At 68.7% G+C, this 23386-nt stretch carries 18 protein-coding genes and 6 pseudogenes; 15 read left to right on the top strand and 9 right to left on the bottom strand.

What is annotated here, in order from left to right; genetic code table 11:
• Positions 1 to 664: 664 nt before the first annotated feature.
• The 5 genes and pseudogenes from IF67_RS0135130 to IF67_RS0135110 all read right to left on the bottom strand — a co-directional run bounded on the left by IF67_RS0135130 (position 665) and on the right by IF67_RS0135110 (position 4165).
• Complete coding sequence (locus IF67_RS0135130) at positions 665 to 1444, bottom strand: hypothetical protein (protein ID WP_051818947.1); 780 nt, start codon at positions 1442 to 1444, stop codon at positions 665 to 667.
• Between the two features lie 15 nt (positions 1445 to 1459).
• Complete coding sequence (locus IF67_RS0135125) at positions 1460 to 1702, bottom strand: hypothetical protein (protein ID WP_030992635.1); 243 nt, start codon at positions 1700 to 1702, stop codon at positions 1460 to 1462.
• 437 nt (positions 1703 to 2139) lie between these two features.
• A pseudogene (locus IF67_RS45465) lies at positions 2140 to 2534 on the bottom strand (IS5/IS1182 family transposase); the annotation flags it as partial.
• 127 nt (positions 2535 to 2661) lie between these two features.
• Positions 2662 to 2996: pseudogene (locus tag IF67_RS39835) on the bottom strand (lipid II flippase MurJ); the annotation flags it as partial.
• Between the two features lie 476 nt (positions 2997 to 3472).
• Positions 3473 to 4165: an NAD(P)-dependent oxidoreductase gene (locus IF67_RS0135110; RefSeq protein WP_030992632.1), complete on the bottom strand. Its 693-nt coding sequence runs from the start codon at positions 4163 to 4165 to the stop codon at positions 3473 to 3475.
• 76 nt (positions 4166 to 4241) lie between these two features.
• Between IF67_RS0135110 and IF67_RS0135105 the strand changes: the two genes are divergently transcribed.
• Positions 4242 to 4931 carry a TetR/AcrR family transcriptional regulator gene (locus IF67_RS0135105; protein ID WP_078889819.1) on the top strand — a complete coding sequence of 230 codons (690 nt, stop codon included), beginning with the start codon at positions 4242 to 4244 and terminating at the stop codon, positions 4929 to 4931.
• A 9-nt stretch (positions 4932 to 4940) separates the two neighbouring features.
• Positions 4941 to 5687 carry a LysR family transcriptional regulator gene (locus tag IF67_RS46090; protein ID WP_051818945.1) on the top strand — a complete coding sequence of 249 codons (747 nt, stop codon included), beginning with the start codon at positions 4941 to 4943 and terminating at the stop codon, positions 5685 to 5687.
• 171 nt (positions 5688 to 5858) lie between these two features.
• Here the strand turns inward: IF67_RS46090 and katG are convergent, their stop codons facing one another.
• Entirely contained in the window at positions 5859 to 8048 is a 2190-nt protein-coding gene (gene katG / locus IF67_RS0135095; protein WP_030992625.1) for a catalase/peroxidase HPI, read from the bottom strand.
• A gap of 482 nt (positions 8049 to 8530) precedes the next feature.
• Here katG and IF67_RS0135090 point away from each other — a divergent pair, with 482 nt between their 5' ends.
• The 3 genes from IF67_RS0135090 to IF67_RS0135080 all read left to right on the top strand — a co-directional run bounded on the left by IF67_RS0135090 (position 8531) and on the right by IF67_RS0135080 (position 11072).
• The gene (locus IF67_RS0135090) at positions 8531 to 8992 is read left to right on the top strand and encodes a hypothetical protein (protein WP_051818943.1); all 462 of its coding nucleotides are present in this window, start codon (positions 8531 to 8533) and stop codon (positions 8990 to 8992) included.
• Between the two features lie 683 nt (positions 8993 to 9675).
• Positions 9676 to 10305 carry a hypothetical protein gene (locus tag IF67_RS0135085; protein WP_030992621.1) on the top strand — a complete coding sequence of 210 codons (630 nt, stop codon included), beginning with the start codon at positions 9676 to 9678 and terminating at the stop codon, positions 10303 to 10305.
• The gene (locus tag IF67_RS0135080; protein WP_234341550.1) at positions 10302 to 11072 is read left to right on the top strand and encodes a hypothetical protein; all 771 of its coding nucleotides are present in this window, start codon (positions 10302 to 10304) and stop codon (positions 11070 to 11072) included. The genes IF67_RS0135085 and IF67_RS0135080 overlap by 4 nt, the downstream gene beginning before the upstream one ends.
• Positions 11073 to 11289: 217 nt before the next feature.
• Here IF67_RS0135080 and IF67_RS0135075 read toward each other — a convergent pair whose 3' ends face one another.
• The gene (locus IF67_RS0135075) at positions 11290 to 12219 is read right to left on the bottom strand and encodes a LysR family transcriptional regulator (protein WP_030992618.1); all 930 of its coding nucleotides are present in this window, start codon (positions 12217 to 12219) and stop codon (positions 11290 to 11292) included.
• Between the two features lie 87 nt (positions 12220 to 12306).
• On the opposite strand from IF67_RS0135075, the gene IF67_RS0135070 reads away from it, so the two are divergent.
• The 3 genes and pseudogenes from IF67_RS0135070 (at position 12307) to IF67_RS39820 (ending at position 14625) form a co-directional block, all read left to right on the top strand.
• A complete protein-coding gene (locus IF67_RS0135070; RefSeq protein ID WP_030992616.1) occupies positions 12307 to 13635 on the top strand; it encodes an aspartate aminotransferase family protein in 1329 nt (442 codons plus the stop codon).
• 199 nt (positions 13636 to 13834) lie between these two features.
• Positions 13835 to 14220: pseudogene (locus IF67_RS39825) on the top strand (MerR family transcriptional regulator).
• Between the two features lie 45 nt (positions 14221 to 14265).
• Positions 14266 to 14625, top strand: a pseudogene (locus tag IF67_RS39820) (thioredoxin family protein).
• A 155-nt stretch (positions 14626 to 14780) separates the two neighbouring features.
• On the opposite strand, the gene IF67_RS0135055 reads toward IF67_RS39820, so the two are convergent.
• The gene (locus IF67_RS0135055; protein ID WP_030992614.1) at positions 14781 to 15131 is read right to left on the bottom strand and encodes a hypothetical protein; all 351 of its coding nucleotides are present in this window, start codon (positions 15129 to 15131) and stop codon (positions 14781 to 14783) included.
• Between the two features lie 348 nt (positions 15132 to 15479).
• Here IF67_RS0135055 and IF67_RS45450 point away from each other — a divergent pair.
• The 7 genes and pseudogenes from IF67_RS45450 to IF67_RS43390 form a co-directional block, all read left to right on the top strand.
• Positions 15480 to 15626 (top strand): annotated as a pseudogene (locus IF67_RS45450) (short-chain dehydrogenase); the annotation flags it as partial.
• 442 nt (positions 15627 to 16068) lie between these two features.
• On the top strand, positions 16069 to 16782 hold the full coding sequence (locus tag IF67_RS0135050; RefSeq protein ID WP_199812833.1) for an urease subunit gamma: 714 nt from the start codon (positions 16069 to 16071) through the stop codon (positions 16780 to 16782).
• A 5-nt stretch (positions 16783 to 16787) separates the two neighbouring features.
• Positions 16788 to 18761, top strand: a complete 1974-nt coding sequence (locus IF67_RS0135045) for an urease subunit alpha (RefSeq protein WP_051818949.1) — start codon at positions 16788 to 16790, stop codon at positions 18759 to 18761.
• A gap of 73 nt (positions 18762 to 18834) precedes the next feature.
• Entirely contained in the window at positions 18835 to 19509 is a 675-nt protein-coding gene (locus IF67_RS0135040; protein WP_030992611.1) for an urease accessory protein UreF, read from the top strand.
• A gap of 39 nt (positions 19510 to 19548) precedes the next feature.
• On the top strand, positions 19549 to 20250 hold the full coding sequence (gene ureG / locus IF67_RS0135035; RefSeq protein ID WP_030992609.1) for an urease accessory protein UreG: 702 nt from the start codon (positions 19549 to 19551) through the stop codon (positions 20248 to 20250).
• Positions 20247 to 21065, top strand: coding sequence for an urease accessory protein UreD (locus IF67_RS0135030; protein WP_037840237.1), 819 nt, complete (start codon positions 20247 to 20249; stop codon positions 21063 to 21065). Before ureG ends, IF67_RS0135030 begins: the two co-directional genes overlap by 4 nt.
• 424 nt (positions 21066 to 21489) lie before the next feature.
• Positions 21490 to 22157: pseudogene (locus IF67_RS43390) on the top strand (hypothetical protein); the annotation flags it as partial.
• Positions 22158 to 22548: 391 nt separating this feature from the next.
• Here the strand turns inward: IF67_RS43390 and IF67_RS0135020 are convergent.
• The gene (locus tag IF67_RS0135020; protein WP_030992605.1) at positions 22549 to 23160 is read right to left on the bottom strand and encodes a TetR/AcrR family transcriptional regulator; all 612 of its coding nucleotides are present in this window, start codon (positions 23158 to 23160) and stop codon (positions 22549 to 22551) included.
• Positions 23161 to 23386: the final 226 nt, after the last annotated feature.

Below are 23386 nucleotides of genomic sequence, written 5' to 3'. Positions count from 1 at the left end.
CCGGTGCAGATGTCGCAATCCACACCAGGCCAGAAGGCCCTCACCCATTTCAAGATCACTCAGCCGAGACCTGCGTCACCAACCTCCGTGGACAGAACAGCTAGGGCATGTCCGTAAGTTCCTCACCACCGTCGCGCCGCACTCGGCATGACGAGGGTGCTCCTCGACAATGCCGCCGCGCCTCGTACCTCAACGATGCAGCGGCATGGCCGTACCCGCCATCACCGCTTGACGTCGTCACCCGAGCGACCGCCCGGTCTCCAGTTCACCGCGCCTGGAACCAGTGAACCCTTCCGCGGAGTTCGACGGAGTGGCCACGCTGGTCGCCGACGTCTCTCGGGAGGAGACGGCTCTGTGTGGCAGACGCTCTCAGCCGACCTGGAGGAGCCCGTCCTGGTCGCCGAAGTCAGCGCCCACACGGCGTTCTCTATAGGTGAGCGGGGTGGGGTGTGACCTGGGGTGATCAAGGTTCGCTGAACCCTTGGGACTCGTTCTCGGGGGCTGCGGCAGATTTGGTGTACGCCCCGGAGCAGGTGTCGCCGATGCGGGCGTTTCGCTCGGTACGGCCGGCGTGAGCAGCGTCTCGGTCACGCGCGCCGGGTAGGCGCGCGGCAACAGGCCTTCAACGGCGGCGAGCGCGGTAAGCGGACCTCGAAGCCGGTCCTTATGAGCAGGGCCCGAAGAAGTGGTCTCGGCGCTCGCGTAGCAGTGTCAGAGACTCCTGCCCGATCTCGACGATGAACCCGGGGCACAGCAGCAGCTCCAGTGAGGCGCTGCGCTTGTCGTTCTCCGCCCGGCGGCGTTCGTACAGGGCCCGACCACCGGGATAGCTGAGCTCGATGCCGATCGCGGCGGCCGCGGGCGCGGTGTCGGGCAGGACGGGGTGCTCGTCGTCACCATGTGGGCAGGTACCGGCGTCGTAACGGGACAGCGCCTTCTCCAGCGCGCTGATCAGCCCGTCGAGGACCGATTTCCTGCGTACCAACCCGGAGACGGCGTACCAGCCGACTGCCCGGACGACCATGATCCGCCCGGACCGGTCGTCCGGGTCCTCGGCGGCCTTCAGGGCCCAGCCCTGCTCCTCGATCTCCACCTCGACGTCGGTGCCGCACTGCGGATAGCCCTCAAGGAAGGCAGACAGCGAGTCGAGGGTGTCGTGGGCCTCCTGCGGAAGGCGCGGCGGGACGTTGGCGACGGAGCCAGGGTCGAGGGCGTCCAGGGCGATCCGCGCGAATCCGGCGGCGTTGCACGGGCAGCGCCACTGGTCGCGTGACCAGTCCTCGTACCATTCCTCCGACTCGTCGAGGAGCGGCACCAGCCAGCTCGCCAGTTCCTCGTCCTCCTCCTCGTCATGGATCTCGTACGGATGGGAGGCATGGGCACAGCCCTGTGCCGACAGGGCCGCCTCCGCCGTCCGGAGCGCCCGGAGCGCGGCCTCCTTCACGCCGTCGCCCGGCAGTCAGTTGAGATATCGCCCGGCCACCACCATGCCGAATACCCATACGTAGGCCAGCGAGCCGCCCGGGTCGGCGGCGAGCCGTGCCGCGCAGTCAAGGACACGCCGGTCGTAGGCACTGTTCTGGCCGTAGTCGTACCTGAAGGCGAGTTCCTCCCAGGACGCGACGAGTTCCTCGATGTCTTTGATGTCGACGTCGACGGGATGGGGGGCCGGGCTCGTCTCGTTCTTCGTCACAGTGATCACGACGTGCCAGCGTCTGACGGAGTTCCTCCCAAGACCGTGAACTCGTCCCCAGGTTCGGTCCGGCGGATCATGGCGTCATAGGCTCCAGACCATGCACAGCACCCTGTCGGAGCACGCCCGGTGTCTCTACGGAGACGAGTACGGACCCACGCCGCAGTGCGGGCTCGAACACCGGGGGCACTACTTCGTCGAGGGAGTTGACCTTCACTGACGCGGATTCAATCCTCGCCATGCTGCGCGCACTCTGCCCGCACGTGATTGACGGCCACTTGCTGGTCTGGCTCCGGAACCTGGCCTATCGCCTGGTGCTCTTGCAGCGGGCGGACGAGCCGGCACTGATGCGAGAGGCCGCCGAGAACCGCTGGATGCACGGCCCGGACTGGGACGACGTCGCAGCCGACCTGGTGAAGCAGGCCGATGTGCTGGAAGCGGGCTGCTCAAGGCCTGAGCCAGAAGCGTATCGAGAAGACGGTGACCGTGCCGTGGAAGACGTAGGCGCGCTTGTCGTAACGCGTCGCCACAGCCCGGGAGTGCTTGAGCTGGTTGATCGGCGCTCGACCTCCTTCCGGCACTTGTACGTCTCCGTGGCGAAGCCCGCGGGTCGGCCTTCTCGGTCGCCCCTGCGCCGGCGGTTTGACCGCTGGTCCCTCGGCTCGGGATGGTGTGCTTGACCTGACGTCTGCGCAGGTAGCGGCGATTGGGGCGGGAGCTGTACACCTTGTTACCTCCAGGCGGTCGGGACGCGTGCGCGGATGACCACCGCAGCGGCGCTTGACCCGGAGACGATCCAGGACCGGGACCAGCTGCGGGCGTCGCCCCACTGACCGGGCGTAGTTGGACGCAGGCGCCGACGCCTTTCAGCGTCCGAGGCGTCCGAGGCGTCCGAGGCGTCCGAGGCGTCCGAGGCGTCCGAGGATCATGGCCAACATGCGCTAAGTCGTGGATCCGGCGAGGCCAACGAACACGCCGAGCAGCATGGCTGCGCCGGCAAGCAGGGCTGCGAGTGACCCCAAGGCATTGCTGCCCAAGCCTTCGAGCAGCGCCCAGGCCGCGGCGCTGGTCAGCCGCGCGTAGGTGCGCAGGATGCGTGTGCCGTCCAGGTCGCCGCCCGGTTGTCTGCGCAGGCGGCGCCAGGCAACTGCGCTGCCGATGGTGACGGCCGGTCCGTAGGAGGCGGCCATACCGGCGACGGCCCAGCGCGGGGGGGAAAGGAGCACAAAGCACAGCTCGGAGGCAGAAGCATTCACCAGGGCAACGACGAAGGTGTCGTAAAAGGCGTGCGGGTGTCCTCGTAGGGAGCTACCGGCCTGCACGGAGCCGGACCCGTCCCCCCTGGGCGGGAACAATGGTCACCGACACGAGCCGAGCAGGTTCCAGAGGGCCGGCCGGCTCGGGGACGGCCGCCGCGAGGATCTCCCTCAGGACGGTCTCGGTTTCCAACTGGGCCAGCGACACCCCGATACAGCGCCGCACACCGCAGCAGGAGTTTGCGATGGCCCATATGCACAGGTGGTGGCGTGCAGATCAGCGAACCGCCGCCGACGGCGGGCGCCAGCAGGGCAGCGGCGCGTCACCGCCGGTGAACCGGGCGTGGTCGGTCAGCACGGCCCCGTTGGAGTGCCGGCCGGCAGTTGCCGGGCTCGTCGACGACGTCTTTGCCGTCGCGGGCGCCCCGCGCCTCGGCTGGAGGCCTCTCCCCCGGATGCTCGGGGCGCTTCGCGACGGGCTAGGAAGGCCCGTGCGTCGGCCGAGGGTTCGGCGCGCACCGGCTCACTTCTTCTTCACGCCCTCGTTCCAGATCAGCTTGGCGATGTTCGGCTGCGCGGCCGTGGTGATGATGCCCATGGCCGTACGGACATATCGCCGCTCCTCCAACTCGTGCAGCATGCCGGCGGCGAGGTCGGCACGGGCGGTGAAGACGCCGTCGGCGCTGTTCTCGGCGGTGTGGTAGGCCGTGACGACGGGGTGTTCGAAGAGGCCTGAGGGCCGGACCAGGGTCCAGTCGAGGTCCGTCTCATGGATCACGTCCTCCATGCGGCGCATGTCCTCGTGGAGGGTACGGCCGAGGCGTCGGTTCACCAGTGGGTCGAGTACATGATTGAAGAAGTGGGCGCCGGTGGGGCGCCAGTTCGGGTCCGCGATGCTGGAGCTGACGGCGAGCAGTCGCTTGATGCCGTGGCGGGCCATGGCACCGGTGATGGCCGTGGCGCTCGCCGAATAGGTGGTGATGGTCTCCTTGCTGAAGCGGGCGCCCAGCGCGGACAGGACGGCGTCCGTGCCGTCGATCGCGGCGTCGACGGCTGCCGGGTCGGTGGCGTCGGCGACGGCTACGGTGAGGCCGGGCCGTGCGGGGATGGAGCCGGAGCGGCGGGTCACGGCGACGACCTCGTGGCCGGCGGCGAGGGCCTGGTCGGTGAGCCGGCGGCCGGTCGGTCCGTTGGGGCCGAAGATGGCGATACGCATGGTGTCGGGGCATCCCTTCCTGTGGTTCCCGGAATGCCCTTGACTGTGCCGGTCACGAAACGCAGGCTCACGCCTGATGAATAACGCTGCTCCCGCACCCGTCCGGCCCCGAGGCCGTCCCCGCGGCAACCCGCCGACCCGCGAGTCGATCGTCTCCGCGGCCCGTGCGCTGTTCCTGGAGCACGGCTATCGGCGCACCACCCTGCGTGGGGTGGCCAGGGCCGCCGGGGTCGACCCGGCGCTGATCGCGTACCACTTCGGCTCGAAGAAGGGCCTGTTCGCGGACGTGATGCAGTTCCAGTGTGCCAACGCGCTGACGGTGGACGCCGTGCTCAGCGGAGACCCGGCCACCCTCCCCGACCGTCTGATCGACGCGGTGACGGACCTGTGGGAGGACGCGGACTTCCGGCGGCTGACCACCCGGGGTGAGGAGGCCGCCGAGGTGATCCGCGAATACCTGGAACGCGAGCTGCTGACCCGGCTTGTTGAATTTCTCGGCGGCCGGGACGCGACCGCCCGCGCCACGGCTGTGGTGACGGTCCTCGGTGGCCTCATCTACACCCGCTACCTCAACCCCCTCCCCACCCCCGCCGCCCTCACCCCGTCCGAGATGCGCCGCGTGCTCACACCGGCGCTGCGCGCGGCACTGGCCCCGACACGGCGCACCGTGGCAACCACCAGAGCAGGCCGCCGTGGCGCACCGACTCCGGTGGAGGCGCCGTCCGGCCCTGCCCCGTCAATGGCGCCGGTTCGGCTACCCCTGTAGGCAGACGGGATGGAGATCCGCACGATCCGCTACTTCCTCGCGGTGGTCGACACCGGGTCCATCTCGGCGGCGTCGCGAGCCCTGCACGGCGCCCAGCCCTCGCTGTCCCGGCAGATTCGTCAGCTCCAGACGTCGCTGGGCTGCGAACTCTTCGTACGGCACCGCGGGCGGCTGCACATCAGCCCGGCCGGAGCCCGCCTGCTGCCCGTCGCCCGCGATCTGGTGACCCGGCACGACCAGGCGGTGGCGATGATGCGCGCCCTCGCCGAGGGGCGCGAGCCGCGCCTGACGGTCGCCTGCACGGTGACCACCATCAACGACGCGCTCGCGCCGCTGGCCGCCGTCTCGCGGCACGCCGTACTCAACCTGATGGAGGTCCCTACCGCGGCCATCGCCCTGGCCACGGGCACCAGGGTGGAGCTCACGCAGGCATCCACGCGCTACGAACATTTCCGCAGCAGCGACGTGCTGTCCGCGACCTTCGCCGAGCACCTCTCGCACACCGGCATAACGGTGGGGGAACCTACCCCGGGCATCTACCTCGGCTCCTCCGACATCGGCAACGTGAGCGCCCGGGTCCCCGCGATCCACCCCTTCGTCGCCATCCTGGGCCCGGACGAGTCCGACCACACCCCCCGGTTCGCCGAAGCGGCCGGCGGTCCCGACGGCAGGAAGGCGATGCTGGCCTCCGCCGAGGCTCTGGCCTGCACCGCCGCAGACGTGCTGCTGCGCCGCAAGGAAGCCGCGGGTCTCTGACCCCGACATCCGTGGTCCCGCGCCGACGGCCCTGCGGGCGCCCTTGCCCCTCGCCGATCCCTTGGCGGGGCAGCGCGATCGAACAGCTCGTCTTCGAGGCGAACACGTAATGCTGACCTGATCCGCGGATGTCCCGGGTCGGCCGATGAGTGGCCGACCCGGGCATCCGGCTCAGGCCAGGTCGAACCGATCGAGGTTCATCACCTTGTCCCACGCTGCCACGAAGTCGCGCACGAACTTCTCTCCCGCGTCGGCGGACGCGTAGACCTCCGAGACGGCTCGGAGCTGGGAGTGCGAACCGAAGATGAGGTCGACGGCGGTGGCGGTCCACTTGGCCTCGCCCGTGGCGCGATCTCGGCCTTCGAATACGTTCTCAGCTGAGGCCGACGCCTTCCACTCCGTGCCCATGTCGAGCAGGTTGGCGAAGAAGTCATTGGTCAATGTCTCCGGCCGGTGCGTGAAGACGCCATGCATGGACCCCGCGAAGCCGGTGTTCAGGGCGCGCATCCCGCCGAGCAGAACCGTCATCTCGGGAGCGGTCAGCGTCAACAGGCTGGCGCGGTCCAGCAGGAGCGTCTCCGGTGACAGCTTCTCTCCCGCCCGAAGGTAGTTGCGGAAGCCATCCGCCCTGGGTTCGAGCACGGCGAACGACTCCACGTCGGTCTGCTCCTGCGAGGCGTCCGTGCGCCCCGGTGCGAACGGGACGGTGATGTCGTGCCCGGCGTTCTTCGCAGCCCGCTCGACGGCCGCACATCCACCCAGGACGATCAGGTCGGCGAGGGAGACCTTCCGTCCGCCGGTCTGTGAGCCGTTGAAGTCCTGCCGGATCTGCTCGAGGGTCTGCAACACCTCGGCCACCTCGGGCAGGTCGTTGACCTCCCAGTCCCTTTGCGGCGCGAGGCGAATCCGTGCCCCGTTGGCCCCGCCACGCTTGTCGGTGCCACGGAAGCTTGCCGCCGACGCCCAAGCGGTGGTGACCAGCTGGGAGACGGACAGCCCCGAGGCGAGGATCCTGTCCTTGAGGGCAGCGATGTCCTCGTCCGCAACCAGTTCATGATCGACCTCAGGGACGGGGTCCTGCCACAGCTGCGGCTCGGCGATCCACGGGCCGAGGTAGCGCGAGAGGGGACCCATGTCGCGGTGCAGCAGCTTGTACCACGCCTTGGCGAACGCCACCGCGAGCTTGTCCGGGTTCTCGTGGAAGCTCTTGATGATCGGCGCGTAGACCGGATCCAGCTTCAGCGCGAGGTCCGTCGTCAGCATCATGGGAGCGTGCCTCTTCGACGGATCGTGAGCATCGGGCACAGTGTCCTTGGCCGAGGGGTCCGTGGGAGTCCACTGGTGCGCGCCGGCCGGACTCGTCGTCAGCTCCCAGTCGTACCGGAACAGGTTGTCCAGGTACCCGTTGTCCCACGTCGTCGGCTTCGAGGTCCATGCGCCCTCGAGGCCACTGGTGAGCGCGTCGGCGCCCTTGCCGCTGCCATGGGTGTTCCGCCAGCCGAGGCCCTGCTGTTCTAGGGGCCCTGCCTCGGGTTCCGGGCCGATGTACGAGGGATCGACCGCGCCATGGCACTTCCCGAACGTGTGACCGCCGACGATGAGCGCAGCCGTCTCCTCGTCATTCATCGCCATCCGCCCGAATGTCTCGCGGACGTCCCTGGCCGCAGCCATCGGATCCGGGTTGCCATTGGGCCCCTCCGGATTGACGTAGATCAGTCCCATCTGCACGGCACCGAAAGGAGCGGCGAGTTCCCTGTCGCCGCTGTAGCGCTCATCTCCGAGCCAGGTGTCCTCCGGCCCCCAGAAGATTTCCTCGGGTTCCCAGATGTCCTCTCGCCCGAAGCCGAACCCGAAGGTCTTGAACCCCATGGATTCCATGGCACAGTTGCCGGCGAAGACCAGAAGATCGGCCCAGGAGATTTTCCGGCCGTACTTCTGCTTGACCGGCCAGAGCAAACGGCGTGCCTTGTCGAGGCTTGCGTTGTCCGGCCAACTGTTGAGGGGGGCAAAGCGCTGAGCACCGGCGCCGCCACCGCCCCGGCCATCGGCGATGCGGTACGTTCCGGCGGCATGCCAACTCATCCGGATGAAGAGCGGCCCGTAGTGACCGTAGTCGGCAGGCCACCATTCCTGAGATGCCGTCATCACCTCGAAGACGTCCTGCTTCAGCGCGTCGAGATCGAGGGTCGCGAACTCTTCCGCGTAGGTGAAGCCTTCGTCCATCGGATTGGACCGGGATGAGTGCTGGTGGAGAATCTGAAGGTCCAGCTGATTCGGCCACCAGTCCCGGTTCGACCGGGGCCGAGTCGACGTGGGGGCCGGGGACGGGATTACTGGGTTCTCGCTTTCGCTGCCGGACACGTCCGTCCTTCTTCCTGTCTCAGTTTTTCTGCTGGCTGCTTGCACGTACCGTCGGTTGCCTGCTGGTGTCGAGCACTGCGACCCGCGCTCGTAGCGCGCGAGGGCGCCCGCCGGCTGGAAACGCCTGGCCCGACCCACGGCAACCAATGCGGGCCAGCGAGAAACTTCCCTCATGCACGACGCCGATGATCGAGCCTGGGTCGGCGTCCGTATGGTCGCGCACCGCAGACCGCACTGGCACGAGAACACGCAGAGCACCACCGCGTATGACTCAAAGATCAAAGAAGATCCGGTCGTCTTGGCGGCACCATCGCCGGCGAACGCGGCATGGCCTGCGAAGCCGACCGGCCTGCGCGCCGAACGCTTCCCCGTCATCATGGCCATGCACCACGCACGGAAGAACGCGCTCGACGCCACGACCATATGCACCCCGGCAAGACCATCGACGGGGTTCCTAGCCCTTCCCAGCCTGGGCCAACCGCGTGGCCCACGCCATCCCGCTCGTCGCCCTCCCCGTGTGCGTCTGGCGCCTGCCGGTCATCAGCCATGGCATGGGCGGCGAGCCGCTGTCACCCACCGTGGGCCACATCGCGTACGTCGTCGCGCTCAGCGTCCTCTCCGAGATCGCCGCGCTCCTCAGCTTCGGCCTGGTACGCAGCTGGGGTGAGCGGGTGCCCGCCTGGGTGCCTCGGCTCCGGGGCACACGCATCCCGCCCGCCGCCGCACTCGTCCCCGCCACGGCCGGAGGCCTCACCCTTACCGCGATCCTCGGCGTCTGGCTGTGCCAGGTGCTCGCCATCGGCCCGGATGCCTGGCCGTACGCCCCCGGCTGGAACAGCCTGCCCATGACTGTCAGCGGCCTGATGAACCTCTGGGGCCCGCTGGTCCTCATCCTCGCGTACGCCTACTATCGCCGCCGCGTCACCGCCGTCAGGAACGGCTGATGAGCAATACGGAAGCTACCTGCCCAACAGCACCGGGTGGACCAACCTGTTCGGCGGACATCAGCCGACCAAGATCAATCTTGCCCACTGCCGATGTACTGAGGTCATGGTCCAGGTGGAGCGCCGCGAGAGGGCGAGAGGGCGAGAGGGCGAAGCGTGGCGCCCCGCAATGCGCGAACGACCTGAAGGAGCGGTGAGCAACGGCCATCATCGGCCCGCGGCGAAGGCCATGGTGGCTCGCGAACTCATCGACATCGGTCATGGGCACAACCCTCGAAGGGTGACTCCCGAAGTCGTCGACTGGACTCCCCTTCTCGCCTACACGGCCAACCGTCCTCGGCACGAAGGGGGGTGGCGCGCGGGCCGATGCCGAAATGCTGCTGAACACGGCGGGTAGGCAGGTCCTGGCCGATCTGTGCGGCATCTCGCAGGACACCCTGGTGCGGGCGTTACCGGCCTGGAAGCGGGAGGATGTAAAGCTGCGCAGGAGTCTGGGGTGCCGCTGGGGCTGTGGCGCATCGGCGGTGCGGTAGCCGGGGCGGTGGCGTTCGGCTGCCGCCGACCGCAGCACCCGCCGCACGCCCTCCGTACGCGAACTGTACGAGCGGGCGCCGCTGCGCCCGGCGGCCCTCCAGTTCGGCGGCCTCCTGGCGACGTCCACCGGCAAGCCCCGGCGCAAGGCCATGAGCCGGGTACTCGCCGCGCGCCGGCTGGCTCCCGCGCGGTACGAACGGTTGCTGCGCTACGCCGCGGCCACCGCGCACGACCTGCTGCGCGCAGGAGCCGAGCATTCCGGTCTGCGCGCGCTCGCCACACAGGCCGGGGACCGCCCGCACGCGGACGAGGAGGCCGTCTTCGGCGCCTTCGACTTCCTGCGCGAGCACTGGCACCACGAGGACGACGCGGAACTGTCCCGGGCCAAGGCCCACTGGCGCACGACGCTGCTCACCGAGTGGCCTCTGGCAGTGCACGGCGAGCTCGCCGCGGAAGTATCGGCCCGCCACGGCTTCGAGGGGCCGCCGGTGTTGTTCGGCACCGAAGCCCGCTTCGGCGGCGGCACACTTCTCGTGCTCCCGCACGGGCCCCCGGCCGACAGCCCGGTGTGGCCGCTGGGCCCGCTGCTGTCCTTTCTCGACAGTTCCACCGGGGGTGGCGGGACGGATCGCTGGGCGTGGCTGGCCCGGCTGCGCGCCCGCGGATTCCCGGCCACGGGCTGCTCGGTACTACGCGCCGGGCGACACGACCTGGGCGGCGTGCTGTGGGCACGACAGCCGGATTCCGGACCGAACGAGCACGCTGGAGCGACTGGATGACACACGGCACCGAAACGACCGGGCGGATGAAGCAGTCCCCCGACCACGAGGACGAGATCCTCGATGTCCGGCGGCATCAGGACCCCGGCCGGAACCGACTGACTCCGGTGGTGCAACTGCCACCGGACGTCGCCCTGAGCGTGGTCGACGCCCTCGCCGGTCTGGTCCGGTCGGCACACCGCACGGAACAGGCCCGCCCCGCCCCCGCCGATGTGCTCACACAGGCGCAGGAGTTCGAGGAGGGCGACGTCTTCATGCTGGCGCCCCCCTTCGAGGGCTTCTTCGCCGACCGTTACCTGATGGACTTCTACGACACCGCCGAACGGGACATCTGCTCGCGCATGCACCTGCACACCGGGTTACGGTTCGTGCGGATGATGACCGGTCCGCAGACCACGATCCGGGTCTCCAGCCTGTCCCCGATCACCGTGCGCCCCGCGGCAGCGGGCTGGGCCGGTCCGCTGCGAGCTTTCACCGACGCGTTGCCCGGTACGCCCACCGGGGTACACCGGGAGCGGCACAACGTGATCGTGCCGCCGAACGCCTGGGTGGACATGCAGATCCCGCGCGGGGTGTCACACCAGTTCAACGCGGTGGGACCGAACGCGGTGATCGACTCGGTGCACCCGGAGGAATCCCTCGAGACGCTGCGCGAGGGAATGTCGGGGTACCGGATGATGGCCCAGACCATCTTCCTCGCCAAGGACAAGAGCCCGGCCACCACCTGCGCCGACATCACCGATCCGGACAACAGCACCCGCCACTGACCACGACATCTGCCGGGTACCTGCTCCGAGTCGGCACGCACCGCCGGCCACGGGCTCCGGACGATCGGCCCGACGGTTCGCAGGGCGGGAGATCTGTGGCCGGTCGGCGATGACCGGGGGGGGCGTCGCAGTGGACGCTGCCCTGCGAGAACGCCGCCGCGATCGGCACCTCATGGACACGGGTACGCCACCGCGCCCGTCATCGTGCCAGGGATCATCAGGATTCGGACTCGGTCTGCCGCTCACGACCCAGCAGCGGCAGGACCGGAGGGTGCCGCAGCGCGTCCAACACGACGCGGACCGCCGCGCGAGGTGGTGAGCCGCGGCGGATCGCCGCCGTGATCGTGCGCGTCACAGGGGCCGCGAGCTCCCGGGTGGCGACGCGATAGCGGTGGTCGACCGCCAGGGCGGGCAGCAGCGCGATCGACAGCCCGGCCTCGACGTGCTGAAGGGTCATCATGTAGTTGCTGAACCGGCACACCACCCGCGGCTCGAACCCCGCATGACGGCACAGTCGCAGCGCGAGGTTCGCCATGTAGGACTGCGGCATGTCGAAGGCCCACGGCTCATCCGCGTAGGCCGCCAGGTCCACCGCGCCGCGCCCGGCCGCGGGATGCTCGGCCGGGACCACCAGCACGATCGAGTCCGTGGCCATCGGTACGAGATCGAGGTCCGGCCCCAACGGCAGTTCGTCGAAGTCCGTGGTGGTGATGATGACGTCCGCGTCGCCGACCCGCAGCGCGGGCATGCTCGCGTGCGGCTCCAGCTCCAGCAGCTCGACGTCCAGGTGCGGATGCTCGCGCGCCAGCCGGGTCACCGCCGGCACGGCCATGGTGTGGATCGCGCTCTGGAACGCCCCCAGCCGCACCAGCCCGGCCGGTTCCTGGCCGAACCCGCGCAGCTCCGTCTCGACGGTGTCCATGTGATCGAGGATCGCCCGCGCCCGCCGCGCGAGGATCAGCCCGGCCGAGGTCAGCCGCACCCGGCGTCCCGTCCGTTCAAGGAGCTGTGTGCGCGTTTCGGCCTCGAGCACGGCGAGCTGCTGAGACACGCTCGACGGGCTCAGGTTGGCAGCTTGGGCGACTGCCCGGACGGTGCCCAGCGTGTCCAGCTGGCTCAGCAGCCGCAGCCTCCAGGGGTTCATCATGTCTTCATTGTTGTGCGGTTTTCCCGAACAGGGCAGCCGCAATTGTGAGATGGACGTGCCACTCGGGGGCGACCTACCGTCGGGGACATGGCTGCTTCGACCACCACCGCGCCGTCCACCGCAACCTTCTGGGCCGATGCCGAGAGGCATCTCGTACGCTACGGCGGCGAATTCACCCACGAGATCATCGACCGCGCGGCCGGGAGTTTCCTGTACACCGCGGACGGCCGGAAGATCCTCGACTTCACCTCCGGACAGATGAGCGCGATCCTCGGCCACTCGCATCCGGAGATCGTCGCGACGGTCCAGCGGCAGGTCGCGACCCTCGACCACCTCTACAGCGGCATGCTCAGCCGGCCGGTGGTCGACCTCGCCCGGCGGCTGGCCGACACCTTGCCCGCGCCGCTGGAGAAGGCGCTGCTGCTGACGACCGGCGCCGAGTCGAACGAAGCCGCAATCCGGATGGCCAAGCTCGTCACCGGCAGGCACGAGATCGTCTCGTTCGCACGGTCCTGGCACGGCATGACACAGGCCGCCGCGTCCGCCACCTACAGCGCGGGGCGCAAGGGCTACGGCCCGGGTGCGCCCGGCAACTTCGCCATCCCGGTGCCGAACGCGTACCGGCCCGACTTCACCACCGCCGACGGCTCGCTGGACTGGCAGCGCCAGCTGGACTTCGCCTTCGACCTGATCGATGCCCAGTCGACCGGCAGCCTGGCCGCGTGCCTCGTCGAACCGATACTCAGCTCGGGCGGAATCATCGAACCACCGGCCGGGTATTTCGCGGCTCTGCAAGCCAAATGCCGGGAACGCGGCATGCTGCTGATCCTCGACGAGGCCCAGACCGGCCTCTGCCGCACCGGGACCTGGTACGCGTTCGAACGCGACGGTGTCGTCCCCGACATCCTCACCCTTTCCAAGACGCTCGGTGCCGGACTGCCCCTCGCGGCCGTGGTCACCAGCGCCGAGATCGAGCAGGAGGCGCACGAGCGCGGGTTCCTGTTCTTCACCACACATGTCGCCGACCCACTGGTGGCAGCGGTCGGCAACACCGTCCTGGACGTCCTGATCGACGACAAACTCGACGAGCGCGCGCACTCGCTCGGCGCGTTCCTCCGCCACGGTCTCGCGGACATCGCCGATCGCCACGAGGTCGTCGGTGACATCCGCGGCCGGGGCCTGCTGGCCGGTCTCGAACTCGTCGTCGACCGCGAGACGAAGCAGAGCTCGGACGAACTGGGCGCGCGGGTCACCCGGCGCTGCTTCGAACTCGGCCTGCACATGAACATCGTCCAGCTCCCCGGCATGGGCGGAGTCTTCCGGATCGCGCCCCCGCTGACCGCCACCGAGGACGAGCTCTCGCTCGCCTTGACGATGCTGGATACGGCGATCGGCGACGCCTGCGCCGGCCTCTGATCACGCTACTGGTGCCGGCCAGGAGTGGGGCATGGGGTGGGGCATGGGCAGCCCACGGATGGTCGTTCCACGAGGCGTGGGGGATTTTTGACCTGCATCTCCTGTCACTTGGCTGGTCGTTGATGACGTGCCGACCCCGGCGCCGGCCTTGACGCCGGTGTCAAGGTCTAGCGTCTCGGGTGAACAGGGAGGAGCTGCCATGCGGATCGGGGAACTGGCCGAGCTGGCAGGGGTGAGCACGCGGTCGCTGCGTTACTACGAGGCGCAGGGGCTGCTGAGGGCCCGGCGGGCCGCCAACGGCTACCGCGAGTACGGGGACGAGGACCTGCGGATGGTGCGGGAGATCCGCTCGCTGCTGGAGCTCGGCTTCGGGCTGGAGGAGACCGGCCGTTCGTCGAGTGCCTGCGCGACGGGCACGAGACCGGCGACCGCTGTCCTGACTCGATCGCCGTCTACCAGCACAAGCTCGCCGAGCTGGACGCCTGCATGACCCGCCTCGGCGAGGTGCGCGAGCGCGTCGCCGGGCAACTGGAGCGGGCTGTTGTGGCCCGAGCGGCCGAACCGCGCTGCGCATTCTCCCCTTGAATTTCCGGATGATCCAGACCTGCCCGCCCCAGAGCAAGGGACGCCCTGACGGCCACCAACGCCCCCGCCGTCGTCACCGTAACCGACGACACCTTCGACCATCTGGTGCTGCGAAGCGCGCGGCCCGTCCTCGTCGAGTTCTGGGCACCCTGGTGCGGTCCGTGCCGACAGCTGGCGCCGGTCCTGGACCAAATTCGCCCATGAGGAGGCCGATCGCCTGACCGTCGCAAGCTCAACACCGACGAGAACCCCGCCACAATGATCGCCTGCAACGCCCTTGCCGCCCCCACCCTTCAGCTCTACCGCGATGGCGAGCTGGTCAAGGAGATGGTCGGCGCGCGGCCGAAACGGCGGCTGATGCAGGAACTGAAGGACGTCCTGCCACACGTCGGTCAGACGGATTAATCCCAAGCCGGTCAGAGACGAAGACGGCCTTGCCTGGCCCTCGTTCGCGGCGGGAGCGTTCGAAGGCGGCTCCCGCCGCAACCTACCGGAGCACAGTGGCCAGCATGCCGGATGTGGACGGTCGTGCGCCTTCGGACGGCCTATACCGTCACCGGTCAGGCGCGGTGCTGACGCCCGTAGTAGATGCCTACCTGCTCGTGGTATCCGGCATCGCCGAGGTGCTTGTCCTTCTCGAACTCCGGCGCATCCTTGATCTCTGCCTTGGTGCGCTCAACGTAGATCTTCTCTTCCGTGTCATCGATGCGGCTCACCGTCCCGGCGGGCAGCAGCACATGCTTACCGAAGATCCACACTCCGGTATCGACGACCAGATACGAAGCCCCAACTTCGTCCGAGTGCTTGTCGACCTTGCCGATGCTTCCGTCGGTGGCCTCGACCTTGTACCCCGTCAGGCTCGCGCCCGCGGTGTAACCAGCGGTCGGCTGATAGCCCCAGATGTCGCTCATGAAATCGTCTCCTTCCTTGACTGCGATGAGGGAAACAGTGCTCTCATTCGAGGGCGCTTCCTCGCTGTCCGCGTGCCCCGCCTTGGGAACTCAACCCGGTGCTCGTTGAATTTTTCACGCGTTCGACGACCACCAACCACCGGACCAGGCCTCACTAAGACCCGTCTCGAATCCCTGGTGGATCAGCAAACGGCGTCGGGGTGTACGAACAGCTCCTGAAGCGCCGGGAAAAACTCCTGCACCGGGCCCCTCAGAGCCTACGTGGATATGCACGCACACGGGTGGCCCGACACGTTGGTGCCGGCCACTCTCGGTATCCCATTGTCGTTGTCTACCAGCGGTACCAGCGACACCCCGCCGCGCAGGGAGACCGGGGACGGTCACGAACTCATGTTCAGCACGAACCATCTCGGGCACTTCACGTTGCCCCAGTGGCTGAGGCCACTGCTGTCGGCTGCACCGGCGGCCCGCATGGTGACCATGGGCCGCTTCGCGGTCCCCGCGGGCATCCGTCACCAAACCCCACCTCCCGCGCCCACGGCAGCACCGTCTCCGGCCCGAGGACTGGTGAGGATGATGAGATGTCAGGCATACCTCGATCTTTCCAGGCCACTGTCAGGCTGAGGTAGTGGATACGAAAGCGAAGCGACTCTGATCGTTCACACCTGCTCCTTGAGCAGCGCGGTCAGGCCCGACTTGCAAGCTGCTACCACTCTTTTGGGTGCCGCTCGGGAGGAGTGCCGTTTCTGCTCTGCCGGCGTGATCAAGATGGTCCCACGTCGGGTTGGGGCCGAGCGATCGAGGGCGGAAGCTGTGCTGCGCCGGTGGCATGGGGTGAATTGCCGTGGAGGCCCCCGTGCCGATGGCGAATAGCCGGTCCCAGCACGCGGGCCCAGGACAGAAGTTCTGGGGAAGGGGCGAACACAGGGACGTGGCAGTGCACCTGACTCCGCATGAGCAAGAGCGCTTGATGATTCATTTGGCGGCGGATGTCGCCGAGAAGCGGCGGGCCCGGGGGGTGCGGCTCAATTACCCCGAGACAATGGCCTTGTTGATCGTGCACGTCCTTGAGGGGGCCCGGGACGGCAGGACCGTTGCCGACCTGATGTCTTCCGGGCGGAAGGTGCTTGCCCGGGAGGAGGTGATGGAGGGCGTCCCCGAGATGATCGAGAACGTGCAGGTGGAGGCCACGTTCCCCGACGGCACGAAGCTGGTCACCATCCACGGCCCCTTCCCCGAAGTGGGCAAGGACGAAGAGCCGAACATCTCCCCGGGGAAGGTGGACTTCTCCCAGCGGAAGGGCGACGAGGAGGTCGCCTTCAACGAAGGCCCCGGGCAACGGGACCGCATCACGAAGCTGACGGTCGAAAACCCGACCGACCGTCCCGTCCAAGTCGGATCGCACTACCACTTCGCCGAGGCCAACGACGGGCTGAAATTCCACCGCAAGATGGCGTGGGGCAAGCATCTGAACATTCCCGCCGGCAGCTCTGTACGTTTCGAGCCCGGCATCACCGAAGAAGTCGAGCTCGTCCCCATCGAGGGTGAGCGCGTGGTCCACGGTCTGCGCGGCAAGATCAAGGGTCTGCCCGAGAAGATCAATGGCTCGCTGGACAACACCAAGGGTTCGTTCGACAAGGAGCGGGTGTGAATTCGATGGCTGAGTGCCCCAACTGCTCCTGCTGCCCGGAAGAGACGAACCCTTTCGGCCCGCTGCCCCGGTCCGACTACGCCGACCGGTTCGGCCCGACGACCCGCGACTGTATCCGTCTCGCCGACACTGCACTGCGGATCAAGATCGAGGATGACTGGTCGGGCGGTCCCGGCCGCAGCGGCAACGAAATGGTGTTCGGCGGCGGCAAGGTCATCCGTGAATCGATGGGGCAGTCCGTCGTGCCGCGGGACCCCGGCAAGGGCAAGACGGATACGTCAGCCGGCGGTACTGCGACCTTCCCCCCTGACACCGTCATCACCGGCGTTGTCGTCCTGGACCACTGGGGCATCGTCAAGGCCGATGTCGCCATCCGCGACGGCGACATCGTCGCGCTCGGCAAGGCGTACAACCCCGAGACGATGAACCGTCTGCACGACGTCGGGGTCAGCCACAACGGCATCGGCCCGAAGCCCACCGACTTCGTCATCGGCCCCGACACCGAGGTCATCGCGGGCAAGGGCAGGATCCTTACCGCCGGCGGGATCGACACGCACGTCCACTTCATCTGCCCCGACCAGATCGATGAGGCACTGGCCGCGGGTGTCACCACGCTCATCGGCGGCGGCACCGGCCCGGCGGAGGGCAGCAAAGCCACCACCGTGACCCCCGGGTCCTGGCACATCGACCGTACGTTCGAGGCGCTGGACGCCTACCCGGTCAACATCGGGCTGCTCGGCAAGGGCGCCACGATGTCCACGGAGTCCATGCTCGACCAGGTGGATGCCGGCGTCATCGGGCTCAAGGTGCACGAGGACTGGGGTGCCACCCCCGCCGTCATCGACAAGTGCCTCCAGGTGTGTCAGAAGACCGGTGTCCAGCTCGCGCTCCATGCCGACTCGCTGAACGAGGCCGGCTTCGTCCAGGACACCCTCGACGCCATCAAAAAACGCCCTCTTCACGTCTTCCACGTGGAGGGCGCAGGAGGCGGCCACGCCCCCGACATGATCAAGATGGTGAGCGAGCCGAATGTGCTGCCCGCCTCTACCAATCCCACCCGGCCGCTGACCGTCAACACGGTCAAGGAGCACTTCGACATGGTGATGGTCTGCCATCACCTCAACCCCGCCGTCCCCGAGGACCTGGCCTTCGCGGACTCCCGGATCCGGCCCTCCACGATGGCCGCCGAGGACATCCTCCACGACCTCGGCGCCATCTCCATCATGTCCTCGGACGCCCAGGCCATGGGGCGCATCGGCGAAATGATCATGCGTACCTGGCAGACCGCGCACGTGATGAAGGTACGCCGCGGCTTCCTGGAAGAAGACCAGCCGGCGGACAAGCCGGAGAACGAGCCGAAGGGCAATAAGGCGAAGGGCCAGGCGCCGGTGGACAAGACGCCGGAGCCTGAGCCGCCGCTGGCCGACAACAGGCGCGCCCGCCGGTACATCGCGAAGTACACCATCAACCCGGCCCTCGCCCAGGGCATCGACGCCGTCGTCGGGTCGGTGGAGACGGGCAAGCTGGCCGACCTGGTGCTGTGGGAGCCGAAGTTCTTCGGGGTCAAGCCGCACATGGTCATCAAGGGCGGACAGATCGCCTACGCGCAGGTGGGCGACGCCAACGCGTCCATTCCCACGCCGCAGCCGGTCCTGCCGCGCCCCATGTGGGGGGCCACCGGCCTGGCGCCTGGCTCCATCTCCTACAACTTCGTCACCGAGCGGGCCGTCAAGAAGAACCTGTCCAAGGGCCGCACGCTGAACAAGCGGTTCAAGGCCATCAAGGACACGCGTGGCGTCTTCAAGGAGCACATGAAGGAGAACAACGCCACCCCCGACGTCCGCATCGACCCCGACACCTACGAGGTCATCATCGGCGGAGCGAAGGTGACGGATGTGACGACCTTTGTCGAAGGCCGGATCGTCGACCGTGCCCACGTCTCTGAACTTCCCATGGCCCAGAGGTACTTCCTCTTCTGATCCACCAAGAGACACCCACCGGTGACGCAGAAGACCACTAGCGGAGAAACGAAGGAAAGGTGACCTGCGCTCCATGAACCGTGCCGCGCTGTTCGTCCTGGCCGACGGCCGGTTCCCGGCCGGAGGGCACGCGCACTCCGGCGGAGCCGAACCGGCCGTCGCCGCAGGCCGCATCAGGGATGCGGAGACGCTGGAGGACTTCTGCCGGGGACGGTTGCATACTGCGGGCCTGGTCGCGGCGGCGCTGGCCGCCGCGACCGCCGCGGGGCACGATCCGCTTCAGCTGGACGAGGCCGCCGACGCCCGCACCCCCGTGCAGGCGCTTCGGACCACCGCCCGCAAACTCGGGCGGCAGATGATGCGCGCCGCCCGCGCCACGTGGCCGTCGGCCGAGCTGGACCAACTGGCCACGGCCCGGCCGCAGGGCGCGCACCAGCCGGTCGTACTGGGCCTGGCCGCCCGGTCAGCCGGGCTGGCGCCACTGGACGCCGCCTATGCCGCGGCGTACGAAACCGTCAGCGGACCGGCCACGGCAACGGTCCGGCTGCTGAGCCTGGACCCGTTCGACGCCACCGCTGTCCTCGCCCGCCTGGCCCCAGAACTCGACCAGATCGCCGCAGCCGCCGCCGATGCCGCCCAGCGCATCCCCGACGAGGGCATCGACACCCTGCCTGCCGCCTCCGCGCCGCTGCTGGACATTGCCGCCCAGCACCACGCCGCCTGGCCGGTACGCCTGTTCGCCTCCTGACCACCACACCACAACACCTCGCACAAGACGGGTATGCGCATGCACCTCGGTCACGATCTCGACCAGAAGTTTCCCCACCGGCACACCTACAGCGCCGCCGCCCCCAAGCGCCCCGACGGCACCCGGCGCGCCCTGCGGATCGGCCTGGGCGGGCCGGTGGGCTCGGGCAAGACCGCCACCGTCGCCGCCTTGTGCCGGGCGCTGCGCGCCGAGCTGTCCATCGCCGTCGTCACCAACGACATCTACACCCGCGAGGACGCCGATTTCCTGCTGCGTGAGGCAGTGCTGCCGCCCGACCGCATCAAAGCCGTCGAAACGGGGGCCTGCCCGCACACCGCCATCCGCGACGACATCTCCGCCAACCTCGAAGCCGTCGAGGACCTGGAAGACGAGGTCGGCCCGCTCGGCCTCGTCCTGGTGGAGTCCGGCGGTGACAATCTCACTGCAACCTTCTCCAAGGGGCTCGTGGACGCACAGATCTTCGTCATCGACGTAGCCGGTGGCGACGACATCCCGCGCAAGGGAGGCCCCGGCGTCACCACCGCCGACCTCCTCGTCGTCAACAAGACCGACCTCGCCCCCTACGTCGGATCCGACCTGGAGGGCATGGCCCGCGATGCAAAGGCCCAGCGCGGCGACCTCCCCGTCGCCTTCACCTCCCTCAAGACCGAGGGCGGCGTCAAACCAGTCGCCGACTGGGTCCGCGAACGCCTCACCAACTGGAGCGAAGGCCCCGCATGACCCTCGCGACCGAACCAACCGCGCCGGACGCCCAGCCGGCATCTGCCGCAGGAGTACAAGCCACCGCCCGCATCACAGCAGCCTTCAGGGGCAGTACCACCACCCTGCCCGTCCTCGACGGCGACGGGCCCTTCGAACTCCGGCGGCTGCGCTCGCGCGGCAGCGAGGCACGGGTGTGCGTGGTCGGCGCCATGTGCGCCCCCCTCGGCGGCGACCGGCTGCGCATCGAAGCCACCGCCCAGCAGAGCGCGTCCCTCCACATCACCTCTGCCGCTGCGACCCTCGCCCTGCCAGGCCCCACCCCGGAACACGCCACCTACGACGTACACCTGACCGTGGCGGAGGACGCGGAGCTCCACTGGCTCCCCAAGCCGTTGATCTGTGCCGCCGGCAGTAATCTGCGGCAGACGTGGACCGTCGACCTCGCTCCCACCGCACGGCTCGTGCTGCGCGAGGAGCAGGTACTCGGACGTGCGGGCGAACCGCCCGGCCATGTGGCCACCCGACTCACCGTCCGACGCGGCGGGCGCCTGCTCCTCGACCAGGAAACCGAGTACGGTCCGGATACACCCGGTTGGGACGGCCCCGCCGTCCTCGCAGACCACCGCGCGACCGGTCACATCCTCATCGTCGACCCGGCCTTCGAATACAAGCCCCCCGAAGTCCAGCTCTTCGTCGACGAGCCGGAAGACGGCCAAGCCATCCTGACACCACTCGCGGGACCCGCCGCGCTCGTCACTGCCATCGCCCCGGACGGCCTCCGCCTGCGTCGCCTCCTCGACACGGCACGGACGAGGCCACCGAGGAGGACATAGATCGATCCGCCGACGGTCGGCGCCCAACATGGCCTGGTGCGCATTGCCTTCAACGGCTGGTGCAGGTGATCCCCGGGCTGTCCGCCATGGCCACGGGCCTGTCGGATGGGGACTGTTGAGAAACGCCGCCGCATGGAACTCACCACATCCGACAGGCGAAGTGCGTGATCAACAACGCACCAGCACGCTCGTTTGGCGAGTCGCCCGACCAGTGGTTCCCGTCGTGTCGCGGGAGCTTCCGGGGCAGGCTGCCTGCGGGGGCACCGGTGGCTTATCAGAGGCGTCGGCCCGTTGGTACTGCCTGTCGGCAGCTTGCCTGTGAATGAGAGGGCGGCATGACGCACGGAATCGGGTCGGGGCACGTTTCCAGGGGGAATGATGCGGCATTACTGGCGGCGGGTATCGCCGACATGGCGGTCAGCGGATTGACGACCGTCCTGCGTGGCGTGCGCGGGCAGCCCACCTTGGGCTGCGGACCGCAGCGGCCGAGAGCCCGCGTCCGAAGGCCGCGGCCCGTTCGCTGGCGATGCTGGTGGGTGACCTGCTGATGTCGTGGGCCGGGCAGCTGTTCACCACCTGCGGCCTGCCCGCCGCCTATCTCTCGCGAGCGCGCCCGCTATGGGCGGTGCTGGCCCGTGAACTGGTGGCCGGGGAATGCCTGGAAATCCTGCGCACGGGCGGGCGCCCCGATACGGCTGCTTCATTGCAGGTGATCCGCTACGAGACCGCCGAGTACACCGTCGAGCACCCCCTGCACATCGGCGGGGCGCTGGCCGGGGCCTCCCAAGAACTGCGGGAGCTCTTCACGGATTTCGGGCTACCCCGCTGCGCAAGATGCTGGGGCGTCGCAGCCTCGACGAGGTTTCGGTCGCACGGGTTCGGGAGATCATGCACGCCACCCAGGCCCCCGCCCGCATCGAGCACATGATCACCGAACGGGTTCAGGCCGCCACGACTTCGGCGTCACCTCCGCCACCCCCCGCACCAACCGCTGGACCCCACCCGCCCCGACGTCGCCACGTAAGACCCACCGCGCGTCATCTTCGGAGGCGGGCGGCCGCGCCTCCGCCGATCTGCACCGTGCGCCCCTGACCGGTGGCAGCTTCGAAGCGTGCACACGAGGCAGAACGGACTGGGACGGGGCGCCGGCATCCGCAGGGCGGAAGGAGGCTGCGAAAGACACCGCAGGGCACAGCTTCTGGGCTTGGTGCGCCGGCGTCCTGACGGATGCCTTTGAGGCTGGGCTCGCGAGGGCGGCCGCGCAGGACGAGGGTGAGGTGGCGGCGGGCTTCGGCAAGCAGGTGCCGGCGGTGGAACCGGCCACCGCCGTTCAACACGAACACCCTCGCGGTGACGTCGACAGCCGCCAGAGCGACATCGACCACCGCCGCGCCCCAGGCGCGGATCTGAGGGCTGCCCCTTGGCACTTCACGCGCCGGGGACATGCCGGGACATGCCCCGGAGCGGTGCCCGCGACGACGGATCAGCGTGGAGGGGCGAGGAACCCTTCGGCCACCCGGCGGACCTTGTCCACGACGTCTCCGGCTTCCTCGTCGCCAATCCGCAACGCGGTGTTCGCGGCCATGAGGACCGCGTCGATCTGGAAAGCCGCGAGGTCGACATCGAGTTCGGCGACCTCACCGGCGTCGGCGGCGTGGCGCAGCTCGCCGGCGATGAGGTCACGCCAGTCCCGCTGGCAATGGAACAGTGCGTCGCGGACTCGCCCGGGGCGGCTGTCGAAGTCCGCGAGATTCGCCGCCCAGAAGCAGCCTCCCGGGAACAGTGGAACCTCTGCGTACTCGATCCACCGCTCGATCAGCGCACGCACTCGGGCCGCGCCGCGAGGCGCGGTCCGAGCGGGGTGGACGACGGCCTCGTTGAACACGTCACGGGCCACCTCGACAGCGGCGGCTTGCAGGTTCTCCTTCGTCCCGAAGAGGGTCTGGACGCCACTCTTGCTGATCCCGAGATCGGTGGCCAGCCGGCCGAGGCTGAGCCCGCCCAGCCCCTCCAGCGAGGCCACGTCCACGGCATGGCGGACGATCGTCCGCCTGGACCGCGCGCCACGCAGCAGGCGTTGGTCCGAAATCACCATGTCGCCCCCTCGCCGCCGCCTGGGTGGACGACGGCGTCCTCATCCGACCGTTGCCTCAGTTCGCTCATCGCCGTCATTTTGCCAGACCCCTTGCCTAAACGTACGACCGATCGTACGTTTTCTTTGGGCGGCCACCTGAGCGCCCTTCATCGCGGACTCCGGCCTCTGGCGCACTCGGGTCTCGGGGCTCGGGGTCCGCACGGCAACCGGGGGTGTGCGCACATTG

It is taken from the genome of Streptomyces sp. NRRL S-1813, assembly GCF_000719605.1.
GTDB lineage: Bacteria > Actinomycetota > Actinomycetes > Streptomycetales > Streptomycetaceae > Streptomyces > Streptomyces decoyicus.
Note: the sequence above shows the minus strand (reverse complement) of the source record. Positions and strands in the feature narration are given on the sequence as shown.